We start from the raw sequence: 26981 nt of genomic DNA, 5'->3' as shown, positions 1-26981 counted from the left end.
TGCGCAGGTAGGACAGGGTCAGACGTGGGCCGGGGTGCGTTCCTCCAGGTGGGTGCGGAGGCCCTCGCCTTCGATGTCGACGTTCGGGAGAGCGCGGTTGAGCCAGCTGGGCAGCCACCAGGCGCGGTCGCCGAGCAGTGACATCACCGCCGGGACGATCGTCATCCGGACCACGAACGCGTCGATGGCGACGCCGACCGCGAGGGCGAAGCCCATCGACTTGATCACCGGGTCCTCCAGGAAGACGAAGCCCCCGAAGACCGAGATCATGATCAGTGCGGCGGCGGTGACCACCCGGGCGCCGTGCCCCATGCCGCTGATGGTGGCCTGCCGGGCGGACTTGCCGTGGACGAAGTCCTCCCGCATCCGGGACACCAGGAACACCTCGTAGTCCATGGCGAGCCCGAACAGGATGCCGATGAGCAGGATCGGCAGGAAGCTGATCAGCGGACCCGGAGTGTCCAGGCCGACCAGGTCGGCGAGATGCCCCTGCTGGAAGACGGCCACCGTGATGCCGAACGTGGCGGCGACGGTGAGCAGGAAGCCCAACGCGGCCTTGACCGGCACCAGCAGCGAGCGGAACACCAACATCAGCAGCAGCACCGAGAGCCCGACCACCAGCAGCAGGTAGACCGGCAGCGCGTCGGAGAGCTTCTCGGAGACGTCGATACCGATCGCGGTGGCACCGGTCAGCAGGACGTCCGCGTCGCGGATCCCGCCCACCGCGCCACGGATGTCGTGGACCAGGGTCTCGGTGGCCTCGTCGGTCGGGCCGGTCTTCGGCACCACTGCGAGCAGCGCGGTCCGGCCGTCCGGGCTGAGCTGGGGCGGCGCCACCGCGAGGACGTTCTCGGTGCGCTGGAGCAGCGCGGTCACCTGCGGCACGGCGGCCGAGGTGGCCTGCGGGGTGTCACCGGCGACCACCACCGCGAGCCGGCCGGTGAAGCCCGCCCCGAAGCCCTCGACGGTCAGGTCGTTGGCCACCCGGGCGGGTGAGCCGACGGCTGCCGTCGCGGCGCCCGGCAGGGCCAGCCGCATGTCCGGCGTGGGCAGCGCGAGCAGCCCGAGGCCGAGCAGGCCGACCAGGATGACGGGTACTCGGAAGCGGGTGACGAACCGTGCCCAGCGGAACCCGAACCGGGACTCGTCCTCGGCGGCCGGCCGGTCGGTGTCGCCGGAGTGGTCGGCGACAGCGCCGGTGTCGGTGGTCGTGCCGTCGGTGACTGCCGTTCGCAGCCGGCGGGGGAGCACCCGGCGACCGGCGAAGCCGAGCAGGGCCGGCTGGAGGGTGATCGCGACGAGCACCGCGACGGTGACCGTACCGGCGGCGGCGAGACCCATCACGGTGAGGAAGGGGATGTTCACCACGGCGAGCCCGGCCAGCGCGATGACCACTGTGGCGCCCGCGAAGACCACCGCGGAGCCGGCTGTGCCGACCGCTCGGCCGACCGCCTCCTCCGGGGACAGGCCTTCGAGCAGGTTCTGCCGGTGCCGGGAGGTGATGAACAACGAGTAGTCGATGCCGACGGCGAGGCCGAGCATCAGCGCGAGGATCGGCGCGGTGCTGGTCAGCTCGATGACGCCGCTGAGCGCGAACAGGCCGGCCATGCCGACGCCCACCCCGATCAGCGCGTTGAGCATCGTCATTCCGGCGGCGACCAGGGAGCCGAACGTGATGATCAGGACGATCGCGGCGACCAGTACGCCGAGCGCCTCGGTGGAGCCGATCTCCGGCTCACCACCCAGCACCTCGCCACCCGGGGCCACCTGCCAACCCTTGGCCTCGGCGGCGGCGCCGACCTCCTCGTACGCGGTGCGCTGCGCGTCGGTCACCTCGTCGCCGCCGCTGGAGAACTGGACCTGGACCAGGGCGTAGCGGCCGTTGGGCGAGACCGCGCCGACCTGGAGCGGGTTCACCGCGCCGACCACGCCAGGCAGGGTCGAGGCCTCCTGGACCAGTTCCTGCACCACGGCCTGGCCCTCGGGGGTGGCCAGTTGGCCGTCGGCCGGCGCCTTGACCGCGATGGTGCCGGTGGCGCCGCTGGCCGCGGGGAACTGCTCGGCGAGCAGGTCGAGCGCGCGCTGGCTCTCGGTGCCGGGCATCGTGAAGTTGCTCGCCGTCGGGCCGCGCAGGGTCGCCGCGGCCAGGCCGGCGACGACGAGTACGACGAGCCAGAGCGCGACGACGAGCCGTCGCCGGCGCAACGCGCCCCGGCCGAGCCGGTAGAGCAGGGTGGCCATCAGGAGTCCTTGTCCTCGGTCGTGGGTGGTTGGGGCAGGGGTGCGTCGACGGGTTCGACGGCCCGCCGGACGAGAGTGAGCAGGGCGGAGCGCAGTTCGTCGTCGGGGATGTCGGTGAACTCGCCGCAGGCCTCGGAGATCCCGGCGAGCAGCACCAGCGCGGCGATCCGGGCGCCCGGCCGGTCGGAGTGGCCGGCCAGCGCGTCGCGCAGCCGGTCGGAGATCTGCTGGATGTGCGCGAAGGCCGGCTGGCACAGCAGTTCCGGGAACTCGCCGCGCAGCACCGCGATCTCCCGCCGGAACCGGACCGCGAGGTCGACGAAGCCCTGCGCGGCGACCTCCTGCGCGGCCGAACCGGTCTGGCCGGTGAGCCGGTCGTCGAGGTCCCGCAGCACGCCGATCGCCGGGGCCATCAGTTCGGCGAGCAGGGCTTCCTTGTTGGCGAAGTGGTAGAGCACGGTGGCCTTGGAGCAGCCGACCTCACGGGCGATGTCCTGCAGGGAGGTGCCCCGGTAGCCGCTCACCGTGAACTGTCGAGCCGCCGCGGCGAGAATCTCACCGTGCGTGTCGGACACCGCTCTGACCATGGTCGGTCCACCTCCCGCAGACCAGCATGCCTGACCGATCGGTCAGACCCTGACCGATCGGTCAGAGGAAAGCGGTGGCGTTCACCACACCTCGGCCGGGTTTATCCGGCGTGCTCGGCGTCGTACCTGGTCCGCGCCTCGGCGATGGCGCGGCGGTGTCGCTCGGCCCAGGCGGTCAGCGCCACCAGCGACTCGTACAGCTCCAGCGCCATCGGGGTGGCGGTGTACTCGACCTTGGGCGGAACGGTCGGATAGACGGTGCGGTGCAGCAGGCCGTCCCGTTCCAGGTTGCGCAGCGTCAGGGTGAGCATTCGGCGGCTGATTCCCTCGACGCTCCGCTCCAACTCGGTGAAGCGCACCGGGCCGTGTGAGGCGGACACCAGGATGCTGATGCTCCACTTGCCGCCGACCCGGTCGAGCACCTCGCGGACGGTGCAGGCCCGAGCCTGACCCGGGGTGAACGGCACGTTCTCGGCCGCGCAGGTCATCTCGGCCTCTACCTGCGCGGACACATCGCTGTTCCTCTGGGACATCACAGTGCCTCCTTCCGCTCCGGTTCATGGTCACAGACGATGACCTCGGTAACAAACCGTGCACCAAGGAGGGGTTTCATGGACCGCGTCGTTCCGTCCCGCTGGCCAGCGCTGCTCGTGCTCTGCGCCGGCAGCCTGATGATCATTCTGGATGGCACCGTCGTGGCGGTGGCGCTGCCCGCCGTGCAACGCGATCTGGGCTTCACCGCCGCCGGCCTGGCGTGGGTGGTCAACGCGTACCTGGTCGCGTTCGGCGGGCTGCTGCTGCTCGCCGGCCGGCTCGGCGACCTGCTCGGCCGGCGGGGGGTCTTCCTGGCCGGCGTCGCGCTGTTCACGCTGGCCTCGCTGGCCTGCGCGGTCGCCACCGGGCCGGCCCTGCTGGTGGCCGCCCGGTTCGGCCAGGGCGTCGGTGGGGCGCTGGCCATGGCGGTCAGCCTCGGCATGATCGTCCGGCTCTATCCCGCACCGGCCGAGCGCGCCCGCGCGATCGCCGTCTTCAGCTTCACCGGAGCGGCCGGCGCGTCGGTCGGCACCGTCGCCGGTGGGGTGCTCACCGACGCGGCCGGGTGGCGGGCGATCTTCCTGGTCAACCTGCCGATCGGGGCGGCCATCCTGCTCGCGGCCGTCCGCCGGCTCCCCGCCGAGCGGGGTATCGGCCTGCGGGCCGGCCTGGACCTGCCCGGCGCGCTGCTCGTCACCGCCGGTCTGATGGCCGCCGTGCTGGGCATCGTGGGGACCGGCGAGTACGGCTGGACCAGCCCGCGGACCCTCGGCGCGGTGGCCCTCGCGGCGCTGCTGCTCGGCGCGTTCGTGCTCCGCCAACGGACGGCGGCGACCCCGCTGCTGCCGGGTCGGGTACTGCGCGTCCCGGGTCTGGTGGCGGCGAACGCCGTGCAGTTCCTCATGGTGTCCGCGTACTTCGGTTTCCAGTTCCTGCTCGCCGTGGAGCTGCAACTGGTGCTCGGGCTGGACGCCGCCGAAACCGGCTGGGCCTTCCTGCCCACCCCGGTGGTGATCGCGGTGGTGTCACTCGGCCTGGCCGGTCGGCTGATCGCCCGCTGCGGTGCCCGGACCGTGCTGCTGGTCGGGCTGGGCCTGGCCACCGTCGGCTTCCTGCTACTCGCCCGGCTGCCCACGGACGGCGCCTACCTCGCCGACGTACTGCCGGCGATGGTGACCTTCGGGGTGGCCGGTGGTCTGACCCTGCCGGCCGTCACCACCCTGGCCATGGCGGGCGCGACCGACGCGGACGCCGGGCTCGCGTCCGGCCTGGTCAACACCACCCAGCAGGTCGGTGGCGCGGTCGGCCTGGCCGCGCTGGCCACCCTGGCCGCCGCCCGCACCGACGGACTGCGGGCCGCCGGCTGGGCCGAGACGGCCGCGTTGGCCGCCGGCTACCGGACCGCGTTCGCCGTGGCCGCCGCCCTGGTGGTCGCCGCGTTGCTGGTGGCGGTGACGACACTGCCCCGACGCCCAGCCCAGCTCGGACCGGACGCCGACCCGTCGGGGTCGGCACCGCTGGGCGCCGGAGTCGGTCCGGATCCGAGCGCCGCGTCCGGTTGACCGACGGCACCGGGGCCGCGAAGGTGGTCGGGTGAGCAAGGCTGACGAGACCCGGGACGACGTGGCCCTGACCAACCTGGACCAGCCGCTGTCCGACCGTGATGACGCGACGAAGCGAGACCTGGTCGACTACCTCGACGCCGTCAGTGGGCGGATCCTGCCGCAGTTGCGGGACCGCCCGCTGTCGGTGATCCGGGTCCGCCCCGGTCAGCCGCCCTTCATGCAGAAGAACCTGCCCCGCTACACCCCGGACTGGGTCCGCCGGGTGCCGGTCTGGGCGGAGGCGTCGCACCGGGAGATCTCGTACGCCCTCTGCGACGACAGGCGCACCCTGCTCTGGTTCGCCAACCAGCGGGCGGTGGAGTACCACCCGACGCTGGCCACCACCGCCGATCCGCACCGACCGACCCACCTGGTGCTCGACCTGGACCCGCCGGAGGGTGACGGCTTCCGGGCGGCCGTCGCCGCGGCCCTGCTGGTCCGGCAGGCACTCGCCGACGCCGGCCTGGCCGGTGCGGTCAAGACCAGCGGTGCCAAGGGCGTGCACGTGTTCGTCCCGGTGGCCGGCGATCCCACGGCGGAGGAGTTGGCCGCCGCCACCCGGGCGCTCGCCGTCCGCGCCGAGCGGCTCGACCCGGCGCTGGCCACCACCGCGTACATCAAGGAGGACCGGGGTGGCCGGGTCTTCGTGGATGCCACCCGGGCGGGCGGCGCGACGGTGGTGGCGACGTACAGCCCTCGGCTGCGCCCCGGCCTGCCGGTCTCCTTCCCGGTCGACTGGGCCGACCTGACCGAGGTGGCCCCGGCGGACTTCACCATCCGGACCGCGCCGGCGCTGCTCGGCGACGGTGATCCGTGGGCCGCGCTGATGCCGGCCCCGCAGCCGCTCCCGGCCGACCTGGTCGCCGAGGGTCGGACCATCCCGGTGGCCCGGGTGCAGGCCATGCACGAGGGAAAGCGGCGGGCCCGCGCGCGTCGCGAGGCCGGCTGACCGGGATCGCCGGTCGCCGCCCGCGCCCGGCGAACGGCCGATTGTCGGTGGGTTGTGGCACGATTTCCCAGGTGAGCAGCAAACCCGACGCGACCCGGCGACTGGGCGACCTCGCGCGGCTGCGCCGGGTCCGCGACCGGATCGACCGGGAGTACGCGCAACCGCTTGACGTCGAGGCGCTCGCGCGGGGCGCGCACATGTCGGCCGGGCACCTCAGCCGCGAGTTCCGGCTCGCCTACGGCGAATCTCCGTACAGCTACCTGATGACGCGGCGGATCGAGCGTGCGATGGCGTTGCTGCGCCGGGGCGACCTGAGCGTCACCGACGTCTGTTTCGCGGTCGGTTGTTCGTCCCTGGGCACCTTCAGCACCCGCTTCACCGAGTTGGTCGGCGTGCCGCCGAGCGTCTACCGGCGGCAGGCGGCGCAGGCGGCGGCGGGACTGCCGTCGTGCGTGGCGAAGCAGGTGACCAGACCGATCAGGAATCGAGAAGCGCAGGTCGCGGAGCCACAACTAGCGTGACGGCCATGGACATCACCATTCACTCGAGCTTCCTTCCGCACACCGACCCGGACGATTCGCTGGCCTTCTACCGCGACGTCCTCGGTTTCGAGGTCCGCCTCGACGTCGGCTACGGGGGGATGCGCTGGATCACCGTCGGGCCGCCCGGCCAGCCCAGCACAGCCATCGTCCTGCACCCGCCGGCCGCCAACCCGGGCATCACCGACGACGAGCGGCAGACCATCCTCGAACTGGTGGCCAAGGGCAGCTACTTCGGCGTCAACCTGGCCACCACCGACCTCGACGCCACCTTCGCCAAGCTGGAGGCCACCGACGCCGAGGTCGTCCAGGAGCCGACCGAGCAGCCGTACGGCGTCCGGGACTGCGCCTTCCGCGATCCCGCCGGCAATCTGATCCGCATCCAGGAAGTGCGCTGACCCGTCCGACCCCGGACAGATGGAGACCTGATGAGCACGGCCACCCCGCCGTCCACCCCGCACGTCGCGGACAGCCACGACCTGATCCGCGTGCAGGGCGCGCGCGTCAACAACCTCCGGGACGTCAGCGTCGAGATCCCGAAGCGCAGGCTGACGGTGTTCACGGGTGTCTCCGGCTCCGGCAAGAGCTCGTTGGTGTTCGGCACCATCGCCGCCGAGTCCCAGCGGATGATCAACGAGACGTACAGCGCGTTCCTGCAGGGCTTCATGCCGACGTTGGCGCGGCCCGAGGTCGACCTGCTGGACGGCCTGACCACGGCGATCATCGTGGACCAGGAGCGGATGGGCGCCAACTCCCGATCCACCGTCGCCACCGCCACCGACGCCAACGCGATGCTGCGCATCCTGTTCAGCCGCCTCGGGCAGCCGCACATCGGCTCGCCCAACGCGTACTCCTTCAACGTCCCCTCGGTGAAGGCCACCGGTGCGATCACCGTCGACCGTGGCGTGGGCAAGACGAAGACCGAGAAGGCGACCTTCACCCGGCTCGGCGGAATGTGCCCGCGCTGCGAGGGCATGGGTTCGATCAACGACATCGACCTGTCGGCGCTGTACGACGACAGCCTCTCGCTCAACGAGGGCGCGATCACGATCCCGGGCTACAGCATGGAGGGCTGGTACGGCCGGATCTTCCGTGGCTGCGGCTACTTCGACCCGGACAAGCCGATCGGCAAGTACACCAAGCGCGAGCAGCACGACCTGCTCCACCGGGAGCCGACCAAGATCAAGATCGACGGGATCAACCTGACGTACGCGGGCCTGATCCCGTCGATCCAGAAGTCCTTCCTCGCCAAGGACATCGACGCGTTGCAACCACACATCCGCGCCTTCGTGGAGCGGGCGGTGACCTTCACGACCTGCCCCGAGTGCGCCGGCACCCGGCTCAGCAAGGAGGCCCGGTCGTCGAAGATCAAGGGAAGGAACATCGCCGACGCCTGCGCGATGCAGATCAGTGATCTCGCCGCCTGGGTCCGGGGGATCAAGGAGCCGTCGGTGACCCCGCTGCTGGCGGGGCTGCAACACCTCCTCGACTCGTTCGAGGAGATCGGCCTGGGTTACCTCTCGCTCGACCGGCCGTCGGGCACCCTCTCCGGCGGCGAGGCCCAGCGCACCAAGATGATCCGTCACCTCGGCTCCTCGCTCACCGACGTCACGTACGTCTTCGACGAGCCGACGATCGGGCTGCACCCACACGACATCCAGCGGATGAACAAGCTGCTGCTCCAACTGCGCGACAAGGGCAACACGGTCCTGGTCGTGGAGCACAAGCCGGAGGCCATCGCCATTGCCGACCACGTCGTCGACCTCGGCCCCGGTGCCGGCACGGACGGCGGCACGATCTGTTACGCGGGCAGCCTGGACGGCCTGCGCGCCAGCGGCACCAGCACCGGCCGTCACCTCGACGACCGGGCCGCCCTCAAGGAGACGGTACGCACGCCCACCGGCAAGCTGGAGATCCGTGGCGCGACGGCCAACAACCTGCAGGACGTGAACGTCGACGTACCGCTCGGGGTGCTCGTCGTCGTCACCGGTGTCGCCGGCTCGGGCAAGAGTTCGCTCGTGCGCTCCTCTATTCCCGCAGGTGCCGGTGTGGTCTCGATCGACCAGGGCGCGATCCGTGGTTCGCGGCGGAGCAACCCGGCCACCTACACCGGGTTGCTCGACCCGATCCGCAAGGCGTTCGCGAAGGCCAACGGTGTGAAGCCGGCGCTGTTCAGCGCCAACTCCGAGGGCGCCTGCCCGAGCTGCAACGGCGCCGGTGTGATCTACACCGACCTGGGGATGATGGCCGGCGTCGCCGCCCCCTGCGAGGACTGCGAGGGCAAGCGGTTCCAGGCCTCGGTGCTGGAATACCGCTTCGGCGGTCGCGACATCAGCGAGGTGCTCGCGATGTCGGTGACCGAGGCCGAGAAGTTCTTCGGCACCGGCGAGGCCCGTACGCCTGCCGCGCACGCCATCCTCGACCGGCTCGCCGACGTCGGGCTCGGCTACCTCAGCCTGGGTCAACCGCTCACCACCCTGTCCGGCGGGGAGCGGCAGCGCCTCAAGCTGGCCACCCACATGGCCGAGAAGGGTGGCGTCTACGTCCTCGACGAGCCGACCACCGGCCTGCACCTGGCCGACGTCGAGCAACTGCTCGGCCTGCTCGACCGCCTCGTCGACGCCGGCAAGTCGGTGATCGTCATCGAGCACCACCAGGCGGTCATGGCGCACGCCGACTGGATCATCGACCTCGGTCCCGGGGCCGGCCACGACGGGGGCCGGATCGTCTTCGAGGGCACCCCGGCCGACCTCGTCGCCGGTCGCGCCACCCTCACCGGGGAGCACCTGGCCGCGTACGTCGCCGGCTGACCGTGGCCCGCCCGCCGGTCCATCGTTCAGGCGACAGGTGGTCGGACCCGCTGGGCCGTCGTGCTGGCGAGGACGCCGCAGGTGGCGGTGAGCAGGCCGAGGACGACCGTGCCCGGGTTGACGTATCCGGGCACGGTCGAGGTGACGTACCCGCCGCCACCGCTCAGGCGGCACTCGAAGCGCAGCGGTAGGTAGCTGACGTCGTACCCGTCGACCTGGCTTGCCCGCTGCGGCCCGGCCTCGCGACAGGGTGCGATCGGGAACGAGCCGGCTCCACCGTCCTCGGCCCGCAGCACCGCGTAGCCGAGGTGGAGCAGGCCCCAGGCGTACACGCCGACCGTGGCGGCACCGGCGAGGAGCGCCGCCGCCCGCAGCCAACCCGGTCGTTCGCTTGCCCGGAACGCCGCGGCGAGCCCGCGAACGGTGAGGACCGTCGCGAGGGCGGCCCCGCCCAACGCGGCGAGCAGCAACCCGAGAAACAGCATGACGCCATTCTTGATCACCTACGCCCGCAGGGGCGTCGCTGGGGTGGGTGGCGGCGGCTCTCCGGCGGTGCGCCCCGCGACTGGCATCCTCAGGCTAATGGTGATAGCTTTTGGCTAACGCGGTTAGCCGACGCGCCAACGGGCCACCTGGAGGTAGTCATGACTGAGTTCTTGAACGTCGACGGCGGGACCATCGCCTACGAGGTGACCGGCGCCACCGGACCGCTGGTGGTGCTCGCCCACGGCATGGGCGACAGCCGCGAGGCCTACCGGTTCCTCACGCCCGCCCTGGTGCAGGCCGGCTACCGGGTCGCCGCAACGGACCTGCGCGGCCACGGGGAGTCGAGCGTCGGGTGGGCCTCCTACACCCGGACCGCTCTCGCCGGTGACCTGATCGCCCTGGTCGAGCACCTCGGCGGGCCGGCCGTGCTCATCGGGCACTCCATCGCCGGCGGCGCGGCCACGATCGCCGCGGCGAAGGCCCCGGAGCTGGTCACCGCGCTTGTCGAACTCGCGCCCTTCACCCGCAAGCAGCAGGTCAAGCTCGGCGACATGCGCGTGGCCGCCTACCGGCGCGGCGCGACCGCCCTGATGGGCACGACCATCCTCGGCAGCACCAAGCAGTGGGCGAAGTACCTCGATCTCGCCTACCCCGGCACCAAGCCCGCCGACTGGGACGCCCGCCTGCGGCAGATCACCGCGATGCTGCGCGAGCCGGGCCGGATGAAGGTCCTGCAGAAGATGGGCACCATCTCTCCCGTCGACGCCGGTGAGCAACTCGGCAACGTCACCTGCCCGACGCTGGTCGTGCAGGGCGCCCTGGACCCCGACTGGGTCTCACCACGGGCCGAGGGCGAGGCGATCGTCGCCGACCTGCCGAGCGGACTGGGCCGGCTGGCGATGATCGACGGCGCCGGGCACTACCCGCACGTCCAGTACCCCCAGCAGACCCTCGCCGTGGTCCTGCCTTTCCTGGCTGGTGTCCGTGCCTAGGGCGGGGCTGGACCCGGCCGCGGTCGTCGCGGCCGGTGCGGCGCTCGCCGTGGTCCTGCCTTTCCTGGCTGGTGTCCGTGCCTAGGGCGGGGCTGGACCCGGCCGCGGTCGTCGCGGCCGGTGCGGCGCTCGCCGACGAGGTCGGCTTCGCCGAGCTGACCATGGCCCGGCTGGCCGAGCGGGTCGGGGTGCGCACACCGTCGCTGTACAAGCACATCGCCAGCCAGGACGACCTCAACCGACGCATCGCCGCCCTCGCCATCGCCGAGGCCGCCGACGCGATCGGCGCGGCCACCCAGGGCCGCTCCGGGCGGGACGCGCTGGCTGCCGCAGCACGCGCGCTGCGTGACTTCGTGGTTGCTCACCCCGGCCGGTACGCGGCCACCCTCGGCATCACTCCGACCGGTCCGGACGACCCCATCGTGATCGCGGAGAGGCGGGGACTCGGCCCCTTCGAGGCGGTCCTGCGGGGATACGACATCGCCCCGCAGGACATGACCCACGCCCTGCGGGCGCTGCGCAGCATGTTCCACGGCTTCGCCACCCTCCAGGCCACCAACGGATTCCAGTGGTCCACCGACATCGACGAGAGCTTCGAATGGCTCATCAACTTCGTCGACCGCGCACTGCGCTGCACCTCAGCCGCCGACCCCGCGCCAGTCCCCGGCTCCACCGATCGCCGGTGAGGCGTTGTCTGGGCCGTTCGGTGGTCACGCCGCGGTGGTGCACAGTCGGCTCACCGCCTGCGTGATCGCTGCCTCCAACTGCTCGGCCGGGCCGGGAAATGTGAGCTGGTGGAAGATGAGGCCGTCCAGGTAGTCGAGGATCGCCGCGCACTCGCTCTCCGGGTCGGTGGAGCCGATCGCGCGCAGCCACTGCGTGCCCCACGTCCGGATCGAGAGGGCCGCCTCCGCGAGTCGCCCCTGCAGTTCCGGGCGCAGCGCGGCCTCGACGAACAGGCCGTATCGGGCGATGGTCAGGGCGCGCTCCGGGCCGAGCGCACGGTGTACGTAGGCGGCGAGCGCAGCCGCCAACTCGACCGCGGTGGTGGGGCGGACGAAGCCCGCGATCGCCTGCCAGGTGGCGCGGTCGCGGTCGGCGAACCGGTCGGCCACCGCGTTGATCAGCATGTCCCGGGTCTTGAAGTAGTTCGCCGTGGAGCCGGTTGGCACGGCGGCGGCCGCGTCGACCGCGCGATGCGTCAACGCCCGTACGCCGTGGCTTCCGAGGATGCCGATGGCGGCATCGAGCAGGTTTTCTTCGCGGGAGGGCACGCCGCCACCCTATTCGATCCACCACATCCGTAGTCTTGAAACAACAGGTGTTGTACCGTGGCGAGAATGGAGAGACGTGCGTTGGTCATTGGCGGGGGCATCGGTGGGCTGACGGCGGCGATCGCGCTGCGACGCGCGGGCTGGAGGGTCACCGTCCGGGAGCGGGACGAGGGGCTCCCGAGCACGGGCACGGCGCTCGGCATGTGGCCCGTGGCACTACGAACGCTGGACGCGATCGGCGTCGGCGACCTGGTCCGCCGGGCCGGGCGACGACAGCAGGCCGGGGTGTTTCTTCGTCCGGACGGTTCCCGCATCGCGACGATCGACGTCGAACGGCTGCACCGACGCACCGGCGACCACGTCTACCTGTTGTCCCGGCCGGGACTGCTCGCCATCCTGCACGACACGGCGGTGGAGGCCGGGGTGGAGCTGCGGGCCGGCGATCCGGTGGACGACGTTACCGAGGTGGGCGACGTCGATCTGGTCGTGGTGGCCGACGGCGTGTTCAGCAAGGCTCGCGAGAAGGTGTTCGGCCCGGCGTACCGAGCACGATTCTCCGGCAGCACGGCGTGGCGCGGCGTGGTGGAGGACATGCCCACCGACACGTTCGTGGAAATGTGGGGCCGGGGCCTCAAGTTCGGCGTGACACCGCAGGAGGGTGGTCGCACCAACTGGTACGCGTCCGCGGCGGCACCGGAGGGCAGGTTCCGCCCGGGCGAGGAACTCGCCGAACTGCGGAGGATGTTCGGCCGGTGGGCGCCGCCGGTCCAGACCGTCCTGGACGCGATCGACGAGTCCGCGGTGCTGCGCCACGACGTGTACGTGACGCCGCCGCTGCCGTCCTTCACGCACGGCACGGTGGCCTTCCTTGGCGACGCCGCGCACGCCATGACACCCGACCTTGGGCGCGGCGCGTGCGAGGCGATCATCGACGCGGTAGCGCTGGCCTCCCGCCTGGAGACGACGCGCACGGTCGAGCAGGCTCTGCGCGAATACGATCGCCGGCGTCGGCCAGCCACCCAGAGGCTGGCCCGCATGGCAGGCCTGGCCGCCCGGATGACCCACCTGCGGTACGCGATACCAGTCCGCGACCAACTCCTGCGCGCGAGCATGGTGGCCGGCCCGCCCGGCGCCTGAGCGCCACCGACAACTGGTGCCCGGGCTCGTTCGGCGCCCGTAGGTTGACCCGACGCAAGAATGCCCCGGCGAAACGGCCGGGGCATTCATGGTCCAAGGTGCCCCCGGCAGGATTCGAACCTGCGCCCCCGCCTCCGGAGGGCGGTGCAAGCCATGGTCACACCCTATGCCTGACCTGGTCGAGCGCTGGCAGTTGCGCGGCAGCGCGGGCAATTTTGGCACGCATGTGGCACGGAGTGCCGGCCAGTGGCCTGAGAGTCTGATGCTGACGCGCGCCCAGCCGCGCGGCATCGAGGAAATTACACACGTCTAACGTACGGTTAGACCGTGACGACACGCCTACTTGCTGGTCAGGTCTTCAAAGTCGGCGGACTGCCCGACATCACCTATAACCCGCGGACACAGCTCGGACTGGAAGAGATGGTCCAGGACTACCTCGATGAGAGGCACCGCATCCTGTCCATCTCGGGTCCCACGAAGACCGGCAAGACGGTCTTGGTCCGAAGGGTACTGCGAGATGTTGAGGCAGTCAGAGTTTCCGGTGGCGACATCAAGAGCGCGGCGGACCTGTGGATCAACGTCGGTGACGACCTTGGGCTACAGACGGTTTATGAGAGCAGTCGCCAGTACACAGACACCGAGACGCGCACCGTGACCGGCGAGTTGCAAGTACCCGCTATCGGCAAGGCGTCGCGAGCGGGTCAAGAGTCGGTGGCCACCGCCATGGCCGATAAGACTGGCAGAAGTCGACCGATCGAGGTAGCGGCACGGCGAGCCCTCAGGGAGTCGCTGACACCCCTAGTTATCGACGACTTTCACTACATACCTGTTGAAGTTCAGACGGAAATCGTTCGCTCCCTCAAAGATCTGGTCTTCGACGGGCTGCCCGTGATTGTCATTGCGGTGCCGCACCGGGCGTACGACGTGATCCGGGTCGAGAGAGAAATGACCGGCCGTGTCCAACAGATGAAGATTGACTTTTGGTCCCAAGATGAGTTGCGCGGCATTGCGAGCAAGGGCTTCGCGGCGCTCAACGTAATCGATGAGTCTGCGGTAATTGGTGAACGCCTCGCCCGGGAATGCTTTGCCAGTCCTCACCTAATGCAAGACTTCTGTCTGCAAACCGTGAAGCAGAGTGGTATTAGGGAGCGCCAAGAGAGTCCAACGCTTCTGCAAGAGCCACTGTGGGATTCGTTTTTCCAGGAGCGCTCAACCGCCGCCTCGAAGACGGCGTTCGACATGCTTGCTAGGGGACCGCGTCAGCGCACTGACCGGAAGCCGAGACGTCTCAAGAATGGCATGGTCGTGGATATCTACGGTGCCGTGCTGATGGCGATAGGCCGCACTGGCCCGCTTACAAGCATTTCATATGAGACTCTCCGTGCCGCCATGCGAGATATCGCTGGGGAGGAAGCCCCTCGGGGGCAGGAAATTGCACGTATCCTCGACGAGATGTCGAAGATTGCGCGAGATCAGATCGACGGCGAACCCGTAGTCGATTACGACACGAAACTTACCACTCTGCACATCTCCGACCCGTATTTCGCCTTCTTTCTCCGATGGAGAGCGGCGTCAGAACTCGCCGAGCGCACTACGGTTCAAACCATGTTTCCGGAGTCGGAAGCGAAGACTAGCAACCAAGCTGTTCAGCTTTCTCCGGCTAAGAGGATTCCGGAACCACGTACAGCGAAGTCGATCCCAACCTCCAAGTTCAAGGGCATCGGCAATAGGCGACGCAAGGGTCGGCGATAGGTCGCCTAGATTAGAGCGCTTGGCCATGCTTCCCAAGCGTCCGCGAGAATCTCGCCCAATGCGGATCTCTTTGGGGTCCAGTCGAGCACGGCCTCGGCGCGGCTGACGTCGGCGATCAGCTCCGGCGGTTCAGGCTTAGGAGGTTGCCGGTGGACGGTCACCGGGTGGCCGGTGACCTGTTCGGCGGTGGCTACCACGGTGGCCATGCTCGTTCCGATGCCTGAGCCAAGGTTGATGGTCTGGCTGGCACCTGGCGTGCAGACGGTCAGAGCGAGCCGGATTGCGGTGGCGACGTCGGCGACGTGCACGAAGTCCCGCACCGCCGCCCCGTCCCCGTTGAGGGTTACGTGGTCGAGTTCTCCGGTGATCGCGCGGAAGACGTTCGGGATGATCCGCGCGCGGTCGGTGTCGGTGACGCCGTCGGCGGCCCCGGCGATGTTGAAGGGCCGGAGGATGACCGCGCCGATTGCTCCGGTCGCCGCATATGCCGCGACCACTTGCTCAGCCGCGACCTTAGAGGCCGCGTACGGGCTTTCGGGGTGCGCTTCCAGGTCTTCGGACAGTGCGCCGTGGTGCTGCGACCCGTAGACGATGTTAGTGGAGGCGAAGACCAGAGAGGCCGGCGTGGTGTTCGTCCGGGCGGCGTCTAGGGCCATGAGTAGGTTCAGGGTGCCGGTCGCGTTGACGTCGAAGTATCCCAGCGGGTCAGCGAAAGAGTCTCGCCCGCTGGTCAGCGCCGCAAGGTGCACGACTCCGTCGTACCCGCCCTCCTGAACGATCTCAGCGACCCGTGCGCGGTCCCGGATGTCCCCCCTCGCCAGCTCGATGCCGGACGGTGCGGTTCGGTCACCGCGGCCCCGGGTCATGACCGTGACCCGCTGCCCGGAGGCGAGCAGGTCGCGGGCGACGGCGCGGCCGAGGAATCCGAGGCCACCGGTTACCAGTACGTGCACGTCAGCTTCTCCCGAGGATCGTGCGGCGGTGTTCCCACGCAAGTTCAAGGCATCCGGCCGCCGCCGGTGCCAGCCGCCCGCTGGCGGTCAGTTCGTCGATGGTGTGCCGGGTGAACGGCAACGCCGAGGTTGGTCGTACCCGCCCGGTCTTGACCACGGTTCCCTCGTCGTTGGAGTCGACCATGTTGGCGAACAGGTGATCGTAGGTGGGGCCGTCGTACACGGCGACGGTCAGGATCTCGCCCCACAGGGTGAGTGCGTCGAGCGCGACTCCGAGGCAGAAAACCCGCACCCCGCCGGATGCGTACGCCCGGTCGAACGCTGCCAGCGGTTCCGCGCTGTAGTCCGCCGGTTCGCCGTCGCCGCCGTGCTCGGCGCTGCCGAGGAATTCCTCGCTGTACTCCCGCATCATGTTGCGCCACAGGTCGAAGTCGGCCACCTGAGCGGCAGGTAGGACGCTCGATGGCTGGAACACTCCCGCCGGCATGATGTGCAGCATTCCCCCGGCTACGGCCACGTTGCCGGCTGCGCGGTTGTGCAGGACGAAGGATGCTCCGTCGTCGTCTACCCGCAGGGTGAGCGTGTCGGTTGACGGCGCTGTCGGTCGGCGGCTGGGCGTGAACGGGTCGCCCACGAGCCGCCGGAAGCCCAGGTTTCGCCAGGATGCCGCCAGGATGCCGCTCCCATCGCCGGCTACGTGGTACATCGCCATTTCGTGCGCGAGCGCTTCCGAGACATCGACACCGCCAAAGTACGTGCCGGTGGTGAACGTGAGCGCATGGGCAGGCTGGCTCCAGTCGACTCCTGCAAGGTGCCATGCGAGCCGGTTCTCAAAGAGCCGGGGCTGTTCAACATCCCGCAAGGCGAGGCTGTAGCGCTGGTGTCGCCGCCCGTCCGAGGCCAACGGCCGTACGCCCGCTGCGGCGTCCTCGGTCCCGTTGACGAGGGGCGCGGTTCCCTCCGGAGCGAGTCCAATGCCGAACCGCGCCAACTCGATCGGGCTCGACGGCAACCATTGCGGCGCCGCAATCAAGCCGCTGTCGCCTACACGCTGCTCCACGTCGTAGAGGCGCGCCGCCTCGCGCGCGAGCTGTACACGGTGAACGTTCAACTTTCGCCGGACCGCCCGCCACTCTTCCTGGCTGTCCTCGGCCTGCGGATGCGACACGGGATCCTGGTAGATCGTGAAACCTCCGGAATCGCTCTCGGGACTGCTGCGCTGCTGCGGCGTGACCCGCTGCCTGGTGAGTCCAAGATCTTGCACCGAGACGCCGAAGTGCTCGGCAAGGAGCTGTCGGTAGAGCGCCGACGGAAACGTGATCCCTCGCTCCCACCTGCTCACCTGATTGGCAGTCACGGCCAGCCGTTTCCCGCGCACCACCCCGAGGCGGTTCAACCCGTCGGCCACGTCCTGTTGAGTTTCGCCCGCCGCATCGCGAAGGTTGTAGAGCGCGAGATTCGGGCTGGCATCGCTGGCGCGAGCAGGCACGACGGCCTCCTTTGCTGGCGTAGGCACCGGGCGACACGAATCACGCCTAGTCAATGCCTAGTGGACGGCGTTTACCCGGCTGGCGGACGGCGTTCGGATGCGCGTCCAGAACTGGTGTCCTTATCGCCATGACCGACATCGATCGCGATCCGTTCCACTGCATCCGCGAGCCGCCGCACCTCGGCGTGGAGCTGGTCCAGCCGCGCGAGTACCAGCGACGAACTGTCCGCCCGCCCTGCTTTCCCGCCGCTGTTCGGCGGTGTGGCCCCGGTCAGCACGGCACGAAGGTAGTCGTCCGGCCAGTCGAGAGCCTGCGAGATCGCGGCGAGCGTGCGCGCCGAGCGCTTGCGGGTCGCGGTCGCCTTTTGCAGCTCACGCAGGGTGGCCACGGACACCTTGGATCGCTCGGCCAACTCCTGTTGCGACAGCGGCAAATCAGCCATCCGGCCGTTGATTGCGCTGGCTACAGCCTGCCAATCCTCCACCCGACGCCTCCCTGTCTGACTGCTTGATCCGCTGATCCTAGTCCTCCCACCTCGTTGACATCACACAACATCAGCGCTAATTTTAGCGCTGAAATCAGCTACACCGGCCGGTAGGCAGCCGGGGAAGGCAGCCCCTCACAGAGCTGCGCGCCCACGAGCCTCCGCGCAGCCGTTCATTGAGAACTGAACAGCAGAAGCGCCGCGTGGATTCGTCTGCGGCATCCCCGCCTTGAGCCACACGGTGGCCGACCCCGGTAGATCCCGGGCGAGCGGGGCGAGCGGGCCGGATCTGGCGCGCGGCTGCTTCTGCCCCTTGTTCCTGTTCACCCGGGGTGCGGCCGATCTGGTCGCACCCCGGACTTTCCCCCGCTTCATTGACTCCACTGGAGGTTCCCCCGTGCGCACGCACCTTGCCCTTGTCACCGCCGAACCGACCGCCGCCGACCTCGCCGCGATCGACGCGGAGTGGCCGCTGATCGCGGCCGAGCTGGACGTTCTGGACGCCGAGATCACGCTCATCTACGCCGAGGACCACGGCGGGCCGTCGCCGCTGGACTGGCGTCGGGTGCGCCGGGCCGAGGCCCGCGTCACCCGCGCTGCGACCGACCTGAACACCCGCACCGACCCGCGCCGCGCCGCCTAGGCGAGGTGAGCTGATGAATGAGGTCGATCTCACCCGGTACCGCTACACGAGCGCCGACCTGGAATCGCTGCCGCCGAGCCGACTGCGGGTCGGTGACCTGCTCGCCAGCGCCGGCCCGCCCGGCACGTCACGGCACGCCGCCGATCGCGTGATCGCGGTCGACTGGGCGGGCTGGTCGCCGTTCTGGGGTGCCGACACCTGGCGGGTGCGCTACCGCAGCCCATGGGGTGAACAGGAGTTCGTCAACCCGGACACGATGCACGTTCACCGTGTGCGCCGGGACGTGACCTGATGTCGCGCATCCGCGCCGCCTACTCCGATCCGGCCGGCACGCGGTACGGACTCCCCACCTACTGGTGGAAGGGTGCCCCGCCCGGCTACGCCACCCGCCGCCAACTGACCGCCGCCGGCCTACGCCCCGGTGGTCAACCCGTCGCCGCTCAGATCCTTTGGCGCGGCGTCGGCGGCACCCGCACCGCCTACCTGTACCGGGTCGACCTGGCCGCGCCGAAGCGCACCGCGACCCCCGCGCAGCGCGCCGCGATCGGCAAGGCACTCACGGCCCGCCGGACCTGCCGCACCTGCCACACGGTTCGGCCCTACTTCATCCCGCGCTCGCTCGGCGAGTGCGTCGACTGCGCCTATCCCATGGAGGCCGCCGCGTGAACCGCACCTACACCGACCCGTCCGTTCTGGCCGGCATCGCCGCCGGGGCGAGCTGGGCCGACCCGACCATGAACCCCGCCGACATCGACTGGACGGCCCGCCGGGCCGCTGCCGCGATCCCGTTCCCTCTCGTCGACGGCCGACCGGTCAACCCGTTCGCGCCGACCGGTATCCGATACGGGCGCAACGAACTCGGGCACTGGGGCGAGGCACAGGCCGCCGACGCGATCGTCACCGCCTCGGACTCTCACGGTGGCCGGTGGCTGCTGCTGATCGAGCGCGACGACAACCACGGATGGGCGCTGCCCGGCGGACACGTCGACCCCGGCGAGGACCCCACCGCCGCCGCGTTCCGGGAGCTGGCCGAGGAAACCGGCCTGACCCCCGACCCCACCGACCCATGGGTGAAGACGCTGCCGGCCCGCTACGTACCCGACCCCCGCGCCTCCGACGAGGCATGGATGGTCACCACCCCCGTCCGCATCGACCTCGGCCGCGGGTGGCGCGTCCTGCCCGACGTGACCGGTGCCGACGACGCCCGCCGCGCCGCCTGGCTGCCTGCCGACGACTACGCCTGCCTGCTGACCCACCTCGACGTGCTGTACAGCGGCCAGGTGTTCGCCGCCCACCGCGACCTGCTCGCCGACATCCTCGACCACTGACCGGAGGCCACCCGCCATGACTGCCCCTACAATCAACGGCACCCGCTACCCGCAGCCCATCGAGCACCTGTTGCCCGCCGCCCGCGCGCTGGACCTGCCCGACGGCGAGGCGTTCCCGTCGCGCAACCGGCTCATGCGGGAGTTCCGCATCGGCGCACCCAAGGCCGGTGAACTGCTCGCCCTGCTCAAGACCGAGCCCGCCGCGCCGCCGGCCGACACCACCGAGCCGACCACCACGGACCCGGCCGCACCTGAGCCCGCGCCGCCGGTCGAGCTGGACCCGACGCCCGAGCCGGAGATCACGACGCCCGAGCCGGTCGAGCAGGTCGCGCCGGTCAGTCGCCCGGACACGCCGCCCGCGCCCGCGCCGGCCCGATCGGCGGTGGTGTGGCCGGTGGTGCTGCTGGCCCTGCCCGCGTTCGTCGCCATCTGGTCCGGGTGGGTCGGCCTCGGCGGACTCACCGGGTTCGGCATCGTGCACCCCCTGCCGGGCATCTGGGACAGCCTCTCCATCAACAGCGCGATCACCCTGCCGATCGGAGTGGAAACCTACGGCGCGTACGCGCTCTACGTGTGGCTCTCCGGTCGGGTGCCCGCCCCGGCGCTGCGCTTCGCCAAGTGGTCCGCGCTCGGCTCGCTCGTGGTCGGCGCGCTCGGCCAGGTCGCCTACCACCTGCTCGTAGCTGCCGGCATCACCTCGGCCCCGTGGTGGATCACCACCGCCGTCGCCTGCCTCCCGGTCGCGGTGCTCGGCATGGGCGCGGCCCTGGCGCACCTCGTTCGCACGCACGACTAGTTCCGCCCGGCGGCGCAGCCCTACGGCCTGGAAACCAGTGCTGCGCCGCCGGCCTCACCCCATCGTCTTGCAGACATCAGGGAGAGAACACCCATGATCCCCCGCCGCGCACCTAACCCGCACTCCCGAACGGTTCTTCTGCCCTGCGGCAAGCACTACGCCACGTTGTGGGGCAACGCCCCCGCGCCTACGACCTGCTCGGACTGCCCGCGTAGCGGTCGCTGACCGCCTCCGCACGTAGCACCGCCCGGGGCGCGGCCTCACGGCCTCGCAAACCATCCGCCGCGCCCCGGCCCCCTACCGATCTCCCGACCGTTGGAGGAACCCCCATCATGACTGCCCCCGATGAGAACCGTTTCGACTGGCAGGCCGCCGAAAACGACCTGACAGACCCCACCGCCGGCCCGGACGCCGAGGTGGTCGACCTGGACGACGCCCGCGCCCGGCGGGCACCCCGGCCGCAACCGGCGGCCGGTGACACGCACTTCGACATGCCGTTGGATGAGACGCCGCAGTCGGGCGGGATGCTGGTTGACCCGCCGCCGGTCGCCCCGAACGGACGGCGGCCGATCATCCCGGCGAACTGGTCGGGGTGGCAGAACATCAAGCACAGCGCGACGGAGGCTGCCAAGTTGGCCGGCTACCGCGCCGGCTTCCACGCCGTTCGCGCTCCCTGGTACTCCACGCAGGCCGCGTTCTGGGCCACGGTCGGCGCGTTCCGGCTGACCGGCCGCCAACTGCGGTGGTGGTGGGTGGCCGAGCAGACCGGCCTACGGCAGGCCGCCGCTGACGCGAACGACCCGGCGATGTGGCACAAGCTGCACCGGGAGGTGAAGGCCACCCGCGCGTGGCGGGGTGTCGTCCTGCTCGCCGAGGCGCTCACGGTGGCCGTGGCTGCGCCGATCGCGTGGGCGACCGCGCCGTGGTGGGCGCTGACCGCCGGTGCCGGCCTGGCCGTGGCCTACCTCGCGCACGTCGGGCGGCCGGATGACCGGCCGATCATCACCCCGGCGACCGTGGCGGGTCGGTTCCGGCGGGTCAACCCGGACATCATCCTGCGCGCCTACTACGCCGCCGGCCTCGGCAACCCGGACAAGACGCACCAGCGGGTGGAGTTCGGGTCCACGATGGCCCGTGACCCCTCCGGCACCGGCTCTCAGGTGTCGATTGACCTGCCGTACGGCAAGACGTTTGACGACGCGGTGAAGGCCCGCGGTTCGATCGCCTCGGGTTTGGACGTGGCGGTGTCGCAGGTGTTCATCACCCGCGACCCGTCGTCGCACCGGCGCCACACGTTGTGGGTCGCCGACCGTGACCCGCTTGCCCAGGGCGCGGGCCGGACGCCGCTGCTGCGGTGCAAGCCGACCGACATTTGGCAGCCGGCCCCGTTCGGGCTGGACGAGCGCGGCAACAAGGTCGCCGTTGACCTGATGTGGAACAGCATCCTGATCGGCGCGCAACCGAGGCAGGGCAAGACGTTCGCCGCCCGCGCGTTGGCCCTGTACGCGGCGCTTGACCCGTACGTGAAGCTGACCGTTCTCGACGGGGGAGGTAAGCCCGACTGGCGCAAGTTCGCGCTGGTCGCCGACCGGTACGCGTTCGGCCTGGCCATGACCCGCGACGGCGACCCGGCGGAAATCGTGCTGGAAGCGCTGCGCGAGATCAAGGCCGACGTGCAGGACCGCTACGAGCGGCTGTCGAAGCTGCCCGTCGACATCTGCCCGGAAGGCAAGCTGACCCGCGAAATCGCCCGCGACCCGAAGTACAACATGCCGGTGCGGGCCGTGTTCCTGGACGAGTTCCAGGAGTACTTCGACCTCGGCGACATCAGCAAGGAAATCGCGTCGCTGCTGGTCTACCTCGTGAAGGTCGCCCCGGCCGCCGGGGTGATGTTCGTTGACGCCACACAGCGGCCCTCCGGGGTCGGTGGCGGGCAGGTCGCTACCCAGTTCATCAGCTTTCGCGACAACCACCAGGTGCGGTTTTCCCTGCGTACCGGTTCGTGGAACGTCTCGGATCTGGTGTTGGGGGCCGGGGCAAACTCCGAGGGCTACGACTCGTCCACGCTGCTGCCGTCCTACAAGGGTGTCGGCATCCTGCGCGGCGCGTCGGATGCCACCCCGACCGTGCGGACGTACCTCGCTGACGCCGACGACGCGGAGAAGATCCTCCTGGCCGCGCGGAAGCTGCGCGAGCAGGCCGGCACCCTGTCCGGGATGGCGGCCGGTGAGGACATCGCCCGCGTGTCGCGTGACGTGCTCGCCGACGTCCGCAGCGTGATCGAGCGCGGCGAGACCGGCGCGCAGTGGGAAGAGATCGCCGGCCGCCTCGCCGCCCGGCTGCCCGAGGCGTACGCGGACGTAACCGCCGAATCGATCTCCGCTCAGGTCCGCGCGTTCGGTGTACGCAGCGTAGACGTCAAGCGTTCCGGCAAGGCCCTCAAGGGAGCCAAGGCCGACGACATCGACGCCGCGATCACCCGTCGCAAGGCCGCGTAGCCGGTCGCGGCTCGCCCGCGACCGGTCGCGTCCACGCGACTCGACCCGCGACCGGCCTGGTCAGGACAGACATAGGCCGGTCGCGGGTCGCCCCATCCCTGCCTGTAGCCCGGAAAACGCCTCGGGAGGCCCCACCGTGCTCACCCTCGCCGCGACCGCAACCCACACCGGCAGCGCTGCCGGCATGATCATCCTGATTCTCGCCGTCGTCACACTCGGTTACCTCGCTGCCTGCATGATCAGGCCGTTTCGGCGCTGCCGGCGCTGCCACGGCATCGGCCGCCGCCGCTCCCTGATCCTGCGCGTCGGGCGCACCTGTCGCCGCTGCGACGGTAACGGGGAGCACCTGCGCACCGGCCGCGTCGCCATCAACTACCTGCGCGAGCTACACGACAAGGGCACCCCCCGATGAACCGCCGCGCCGCCGGCCACACCGAGTGGTGCGGAATGGATCACCGCTGCAACCTCGGTGAGCACCGTTCCGAAGAGATCGTGGTCGACGTCGCCGGCCGCTCCCGCGCCGTGCTCGTCAGGGTCCGCACCGCGACAGGGCGGGAGCACGCCGAGGTGCGCGTCAGGGTCGCGCTCGCCCCGGGCGAGCTGGCCGCCCGGCGGCAGTTGGTTGGGCTGCTCGGCGACCTGCGGCAGGCCGTGACCCGCGCCGCGATCACCGCCCGGCCTCGACCCGGGCGGGCCGCACGGTGACCGGGGTGAACGGCCTGGAGGTGTGGCTTACCGGCACCCGCGCCGAGCTGGACGCCGCAACGGCTGCCCTGACCGCCGCCGGGCATCTCGTTCAACGCGGCACCCGCCACGCGCTGACCGGCGCTGATGCCGGTCGCTACCGGCTCTATCTGCGGCTTAACGTCGCCGCCGCCGCTGGACGGCCCGTGCGCGACTCGGGCACCGGGGGCGGGTCGCTGATCGACCTGGACGCCGCCCGCGCTATCCGGCGGCGTCCAGCGTGAACAGGAGGCACCGTGATTGACCTGCTCACCGCCGCCGTGCGCTACGCCGAACACGGTTGGCCGGTGTTCATGCTCGGCCGCTCGAAACGGCCCGTGGCCAACTGCGCTAACTGCCCGAAGGCGGAAGAAGACCCGACCCACGATCAGAAAGCGTGCCCGTGCCTGACCTGCCATGGCTTCTACGCCGCTACCACCGACCCGGCGCGCGTGGCCGCGATCGTGGCCGCTGTGCCGCGCGGGCAGCTCGCCTTGCGCACCGGGGCGGCGTCGGGGTTCGTGGTGGTCGACGTGGATCCGGCGCACGATGGGGCGGCCACCCTGGCGCGGCTGATCGCTGCCGGCCTGACGCCGCCTACGGCGCGGGTCCGTACCGGCTCTGATGGGTTGCACCTGTACTACCGGCACCCCGGACAGCGGGTGCCGTGCAGCCAGGGCAAGCCAGGTCAAGGGCTCGGCCCCGGTATCGACGTGAAGGCCGATGGCGGGTACGTCGTGCTGCCGCCGTCGGTGCACCCGCGCACCGGACGCCCGTACCGGTGGATACCTGGCCAGGCCGTGAGGGAGATGCCCCCCGCCCTGCTCACGGCCTGCCTGCCACCGCCGGCACCACCGGCCCTGACCGCGACCGGCCCGACGTGCCTACGTGAGGCGGGGGGCATCTCTCACCCTGATCGGCTGCTCGCCGCGCTGCTGGATCGGATCACCACGGCCACCGAGGGCACTCGACGCACCACCCTCTACGGCGCAGCTAGAGGCGTTGCCCGCATGGTCACCGCCGGAGCCATCGACCCCGCCGACGCGATCACCGCCCTGACCGAGGCCGGTCGGCAAGCCCACCAGACCGACCGCGACATACAGGCCGCCATCCGTGGTGGCTTCCGAGCCGAAGGAGTGGCCGCATGACGCCCGCTCGCCTGCACCTGGTCGCCGACGACCCACACGACACCGACGCGCCCCCGGGCGACACCGGGCCACTGTGGGATATGCCCGTGCCCCTGACCGGGGCCGCCACCGTGCCACCGCCGTTTCCGCTGGACGTGTTCCCCCGCTGGCTCGGCGACATGGCGACCGGCGTAGCCCGGTTCACGGCCACCGATCCGGCCATGGCCGGCACCCTCGCCGTTGCCGTGCTCTCCGCCTGCGCGGGTGGCCGCCTGGAGGTGGAGCCGGTGCCCGGGTGGCGCGAGCCGGTCAACATCTTCACCGCTGTCATTGCTGGCCCCGGAGAGCGCAAAAGCCCCGTGCACCGGGCGATGACCGCACCCCTGTTCGCCGCACAGTCGACGCTTTCCGATGCGATCCGGCCCCGCATCGCCGAGGCCGCCGCGCTGCGCGACATCGCCGACCGGCAAGCCGAGCAGGCCAAGGCTCAGGCAGCGAAGGCCACCGACCCGGGCAAACGCGACGACGCCACGGCCGACGCTGTGGCCGCCGCCATCGCCGCCGAGGCCATCACCGTTCCCGGCCTACCGAAACTGATCGTGGACGACGCCACCCCCGAAGTCCTCATCAACCTGATGGCCGCCAACGGCGGACGCATGGCGATCATCAGCGATGAAGGTGGCATCTTCGACACCCTCGCCGGCCGCTACTCCGCTTCCCCGAACCTTGACCCCTACCTGAAAGGTCACGCGGGGCAGCCGATGAGCAACGAACGGATCACCCGCGAAGGTGCCTCCATCGAAAAGCCCGCGCTGACCGTGTGCGTGATGGCGCAACCGGTGGTGCTGCGTCAGTTCGGCGGTAACGCTGGGCTCGCCGGGCGTGGGTTGCCGGCGCGGTTTCTGTTCGCGCTGCCCGCGTCGATGGCCGGCTACCGACCCGTCGACACACCCCCGGTGCCCGAACCGGTGGCCGCCGGCTACCGCAGCCGCGTGCATGACCTGGCCGCCACGTTCGCCGAGTGGGAAGACCCCGCCGTTGTCGTTCTCACCGAGGAAGCCGGCAAGGTCCGCCGTGCCGCCGCGGAGCAGGTGGAAGCCGAGTTACGGCCCGGCGGGAGCCTGCACGACATGCGGGAATGGGGCAACAAGCTGGCCGGCGCGACGCTGCGCCTAGCCGGGCTGCTGCACGTCGCCCACCACCCCGCCGACGCCTGGCGACGCCCGATCGACGCCGACCGCATGGCCGACGCCGTGAGGCTCGCTGACTTCTTCGCCGCCCACTACCGAGCCGCCATCGCCACCATTACCGCCGACGCCACCACCGAAACCGCCCGCCGCGTCCTGACCATCGTCACCGCCAAGGGCATGACCACCTTCACCCGCCGCGAGCTACACCGCCGTTGCCACCGGCAACTACCCCGCGCCGCCGACGTCACCGCCGTGCTGGACGTCCTCACCGCCCACGGCTGGATCCGCACCACCGACACCGGCAGCTACGAAGTCCACCCCCGCGCCGCCGACCACAACCCCGGAAGCGGTGACACGGTGACAACCCCGCCCAGCAGCCACGTTTCCGCAGCTCACAGCACCTGAACCGCTGTCACCACCCCCCGGTGACAAACGGTGACAGCGGTGACAGCTACCCGGCCCTGTCACCGCTGTCACCACCTGTCACCACCCTCCGGTGACAGACCGAAAGCCACGCTGACCAGCAGAAACACCCCGCCAGCCGCCTGGCTGTCACCGTGTCACCGCCTCCCGGCCCCTCCCGGCCCAGCAGCCAGGCCACCGGCACCGAAACGGCCCGCTGAGAGCCGCACAGACAGTCCGGCCCTATGCCTTACACCGACCCTGCCCAGATCTTGCGCCTACGGCGCTCTCAGAGGGCCGCTCTATGCCCTCCTGCCGCACTGCTGCCCCGACCCTCCACCAGGTGACCAGTGGGGGCCGGACGGCGCTCACGATGCAAATCAGGCGGCACCGGACCCGCCCGTGTGCTGCGCATCCTGCCATTTCAACGTTTCTACCTCCA

General features: G+C 70.5%; 29 protein-coding genes and 1 tRNA gene. 21 read left to right on the top strand and 9 right to left on the bottom strand.

The window, feature by feature from the left end:
- Positions 1-18 precede the first annotated feature (18 nt).
- From AB0C25_RS16715 to AB0C25_RS16705, 3 genes are all read right to left on the bottom strand, one after another.
- Entirely contained in the window at positions 19-2241 is a 2223-nt protein-coding gene (locus AB0C25_RS16715; RefSeq protein ID WP_357373932.1) for an MMPL family transporter, read from the bottom strand.
- Positions 2241-2828 carry a TetR/AcrR family transcriptional regulator gene (locus AB0C25_RS16710; protein WP_357246464.1) on the bottom strand — a complete coding sequence of 196 codons (588 nt, stop codon included), beginning with the start codon at positions 2826-2828 and terminating at the stop codon, positions 2241-2243. The genes AB0C25_RS16715 and AB0C25_RS16710 overlap by 1 nt, the downstream gene beginning before the upstream one ends.
- A gap of 101 nt (positions 2829-2929) precedes the next feature.
- A complete protein-coding gene (locus tag AB0C25_RS16705) occupies positions 2930-3316 on the bottom strand; it encodes a helix-turn-helix domain-containing protein (protein WP_357373986.1) in 387 nt (128 codons plus the stop codon).
- 123 nt (positions 3317-3439) lie between these two features.
- Here AB0C25_RS16705 and AB0C25_RS16700 point away from each other — a divergent pair, with 123 nt between their 5' ends.
- The 5 genes from AB0C25_RS16700 (at position 3440) to AB0C25_RS16680 (ending at position 9264) form a co-directional block, all read left to right on the top strand.
- On the top strand, positions 3440-4924 hold the full coding sequence (locus AB0C25_RS16700) for an MFS transporter (protein ID WP_357373930.1): 1485 nt from the start codon (positions 3440-3442) through the stop codon (positions 4922-4924).
- Positions 4925-4955: 31 nt separating this feature from the next.
- Positions 4956-5915, top strand: coding sequence for an ATP-dependent DNA ligase (locus AB0C25_RS16695; protein ID WP_357373928.1), 960 nt, complete (start codon positions 4956-4958; stop codon positions 5913-5915).
- A gap of 71 nt (positions 5916-5986) precedes the next feature.
- Positions 5987-6436 (top strand): helix-turn-helix transcriptional regulator, encoded by a 450-nt coding sequence (locus tag AB0C25_RS16690; protein ID WP_357373926.1) that lies wholly within the window; start codon positions 5987-5989, stop codon positions 6434-6436.
- A 5-nt stretch (positions 6437-6441) separates the two neighbouring features.
- Entirely contained in the window at positions 6442-6852 is a 411-nt protein-coding gene (locus AB0C25_RS16685; protein ID WP_357373924.1) for a VOC family protein, read from the top strand.
- Between the two features lie 30 nt (positions 6853-6882).
- Positions 6883-9264, top strand: coding sequence for an excinuclease ABC subunit UvrA (locus AB0C25_RS16680; RefSeq protein WP_357373922.1), 2382 nt, complete (start codon positions 6883-6885; stop codon positions 9262-9264).
- 26 nt (positions 9265-9290) lie between these two features.
- On the opposite strand, the gene AB0C25_RS16675 is transcribed toward AB0C25_RS16680, so the two are convergent.
- On the bottom strand, positions 9291-9749 hold the full coding sequence (locus AB0C25_RS16675) for a hypothetical protein (protein WP_357373920.1): 459 nt from the start codon (positions 9747-9749) through the stop codon (positions 9291-9293).
- 159 nt (positions 9750-9908) lie between these two features.
- Here AB0C25_RS16675 and AB0C25_RS16670 point away from each other — a divergent pair, with 159 nt between their 5' ends.
- Positions 9909-10742, top strand: coding sequence for an alpha/beta hydrolase (locus tag AB0C25_RS16670; protein ID WP_357373918.1), 834 nt, complete (start codon positions 9909-9911; stop codon positions 10740-10742).
- A 71-nt stretch (positions 10743-10813) separates the two neighbouring features.
- The gene (locus AB0C25_RS16665; protein ID WP_357373916.1) at positions 10814-11428 is read left to right on the top strand and encodes a TetR/AcrR family transcriptional regulator; all 615 of its coding nucleotides are present in this window, start codon (positions 10814-10816) and stop codon (positions 11426-11428) included.
- A 24-nt stretch (positions 11429-11452) separates the two neighbouring features.
- On the opposite strand, the gene AB0C25_RS16660 is transcribed toward AB0C25_RS16665, so the two are convergent.
- Positions 11453-12016 (bottom strand): TetR/AcrR family transcriptional regulator, encoded by a 564-nt coding sequence (locus tag AB0C25_RS16660; RefSeq protein WP_357373914.1) that lies wholly within the window; start codon positions 12014-12016, stop codon positions 11453-11455.
- Between the two features lie 66 nt (positions 12017-12082).
- Here AB0C25_RS16660 and AB0C25_RS16655 point away from each other — a divergent pair, with 66 nt between their 5' ends.
- Entirely contained in the window at positions 12083-13153 is a 1071-nt protein-coding gene (locus AB0C25_RS16655; protein ID WP_357373911.1) for an FAD-dependent oxidoreductase, read from the top strand.
- Between the two features lie 99 nt (positions 13154-13252).
- Here the strand turns inward: AB0C25_RS16655 and AB0C25_RS16650 are convergent.
- Positions 13253-13344 (bottom strand) — tRNA-Arg (locus AB0C25_RS16650).
- Between AB0C25_RS16650 and AB0C25_RS16645 the strand changes: the two genes are divergently transcribed.
- Positions 13320-13466, top strand: coding sequence for a hypothetical protein (locus AB0C25_RS16645; RefSeq protein WP_357373910.1), 147 nt, complete (start codon positions 13320-13322; stop codon positions 13464-13466). The genes AB0C25_RS16650 and AB0C25_RS16645 overlap by 25 nt on opposite strands.
- A gap of 14 nt (positions 13467-13480) precedes the next feature.
- Entirely contained in the window at positions 13481-14905 is a 1425-nt protein-coding gene (locus AB0C25_RS16640) for an ATP-binding protein (protein ID WP_357373908.1), read from the top strand.
- A 5-nt stretch (positions 14906-14910) separates the two neighbouring features.
- On the opposite strand, the gene AB0C25_RS16635 is transcribed toward AB0C25_RS16640, so the two are convergent.
- From AB0C25_RS16635 to AB0C25_RS16625, 3 genes are all read right to left on the bottom strand, one after another.
- Positions 14911-15858 (bottom strand): NAD-dependent epimerase/dehydratase family protein, encoded by a 948-nt coding sequence (locus AB0C25_RS16635; protein ID WP_357373905.1) that lies wholly within the window; start codon positions 15856-15858, stop codon positions 14911-14913.
- Between the two features lies 1 nt (position 15859).
- Positions 15860-17347 carry a helix-turn-helix transcriptional regulator gene (locus AB0C25_RS16630; RefSeq protein WP_357373904.1) on the bottom strand — a complete coding sequence of 496 codons (1488 nt, stop codon included), beginning with the start codon at positions 17345-17347 and terminating at the stop codon, positions 15860-15862.
- 71 nt (positions 17348-17418) lie between these two features.
- Positions 17419-17832 carry a helix-turn-helix transcriptional regulator gene (locus AB0C25_RS16625; protein WP_357373902.1) on the bottom strand — a complete coding sequence of 138 codons (414 nt, stop codon included), beginning with the start codon at positions 17830-17832 and terminating at the stop codon, positions 17419-17421.
- Between the two features lie 397 nt (positions 17833-18229).
- On the opposite strand from AB0C25_RS16625, the gene AB0C25_RS16620 reads away from it, so the two are divergent.
- The 11 genes from AB0C25_RS16620 to AB0C25_RS16570 all read left to right on the top strand — a co-directional run bounded on the left by AB0C25_RS16620 (position 18230) and on the right by AB0C25_RS16570 (position 26542).
- Positions 18230-18475 carry a DUF6284 family protein gene (locus AB0C25_RS16620; RefSeq protein WP_357373900.1) on the top strand — a complete coding sequence of 82 codons (246 nt, stop codon included), beginning with the start codon at positions 18230-18232 and terminating at the stop codon, positions 18473-18475.
- Positions 18476-18488: 13 nt separating this feature from the next.
- Complete coding sequence (locus AB0C25_RS16615) at positions 18489-18767, top strand: hypothetical protein (protein ID WP_357373898.1); 279 nt, start codon at positions 18489-18491, stop codon at positions 18765-18767.
- Positions 18767-19141: an RRQRL motif-containing zinc-binding protein gene (locus AB0C25_RS16610; RefSeq protein WP_357373896.1), complete on the top strand. Its 375-nt coding sequence runs from the start codon at positions 18767-18769 to the stop codon at positions 19139-19141. Before AB0C25_RS16615 ends, AB0C25_RS16610 begins: the two co-directional genes overlap by 1 nt.
- Positions 19138-19803 carry an NUDIX domain-containing protein gene (locus AB0C25_RS16605; protein ID WP_357373894.1) on the top strand — a complete coding sequence of 222 codons (666 nt, stop codon included), beginning with the start codon at positions 19138-19140 and terminating at the stop codon, positions 19801-19803. Before AB0C25_RS16610 ends, AB0C25_RS16605 begins: the two co-directional genes overlap by 4 nt.
- 16 nt (positions 19804-19819) lie before the next feature.
- Positions 19820-20599, top strand: a complete 780-nt coding sequence (locus AB0C25_RS16600; protein WP_357373892.1) for an ABC transporter permease — start codon at positions 19820-19822, stop codon at positions 20597-20599.
- A 332-nt stretch (positions 20600-20931) separates the two neighbouring features.
- On the top strand, positions 20932-23097 hold the full coding sequence (locus AB0C25_RS16595) for a cell division protein FtsK (RefSeq protein ID WP_357373890.1): 2166 nt from the start codon (positions 20932-20934) through the stop codon (positions 23095-23097).
- Between the two features lie 136 nt (positions 23098-23233).
- On the top strand, positions 23234-23509 hold the full coding sequence (locus AB0C25_RS16590; protein WP_357373888.1) for a hypothetical protein: 276 nt from the start codon (positions 23234-23236) through the stop codon (positions 23507-23509).
- A complete protein-coding gene (locus tag AB0C25_RS16585; protein ID WP_357373886.1) occupies positions 23506-23802 on the top strand; it encodes a hypothetical protein in 297 nt (98 codons plus the stop codon). Before AB0C25_RS16590 ends, AB0C25_RS16585 begins: the two co-directional genes overlap by 4 nt.
- Positions 23799-24065: a hypothetical protein gene (locus tag AB0C25_RS16580; RefSeq protein ID WP_357373884.1), complete on the top strand. Its 267-nt coding sequence runs from the start codon at positions 23799-23801 to the stop codon at positions 24063-24065. The genes AB0C25_RS16585 and AB0C25_RS16580 overlap by 4 nt, the downstream gene beginning before the upstream one ends.
- Before the next feature lie 12 nt (positions 24066-24077).
- Positions 24078-24968, top strand: a complete 891-nt coding sequence (locus tag AB0C25_RS16575; protein ID WP_357373882.1) for a bifunctional DNA primase/polymerase — start codon at positions 24078-24080, stop codon at positions 24966-24968.
- Positions 24965-26542: a YfjI family protein gene (locus AB0C25_RS16570; RefSeq protein ID WP_357373880.1), complete on the top strand. Its 1578-nt coding sequence runs from the start codon at positions 24965-24967 to the stop codon at positions 26540-26542. The genes AB0C25_RS16575 and AB0C25_RS16570 overlap by 4 nt, the downstream gene beginning before the upstream one ends.
- Positions 26543-26981 lie beyond the last annotated feature (439 nt).

This window comes from Micromonospora sp. NPDC048839 (genome assembly GCF_040649915.1).
Taxonomy (GTDB): Bacteria; Actinomycetota; Actinomycetes; order Mycobacteriales; family Micromonosporaceae; genus Micromonospora.
The sequence above is the reverse complement of the archived record's forward strand: the minus strand, read 5'-3'. Positions and strand labels throughout refer to the sequence as shown.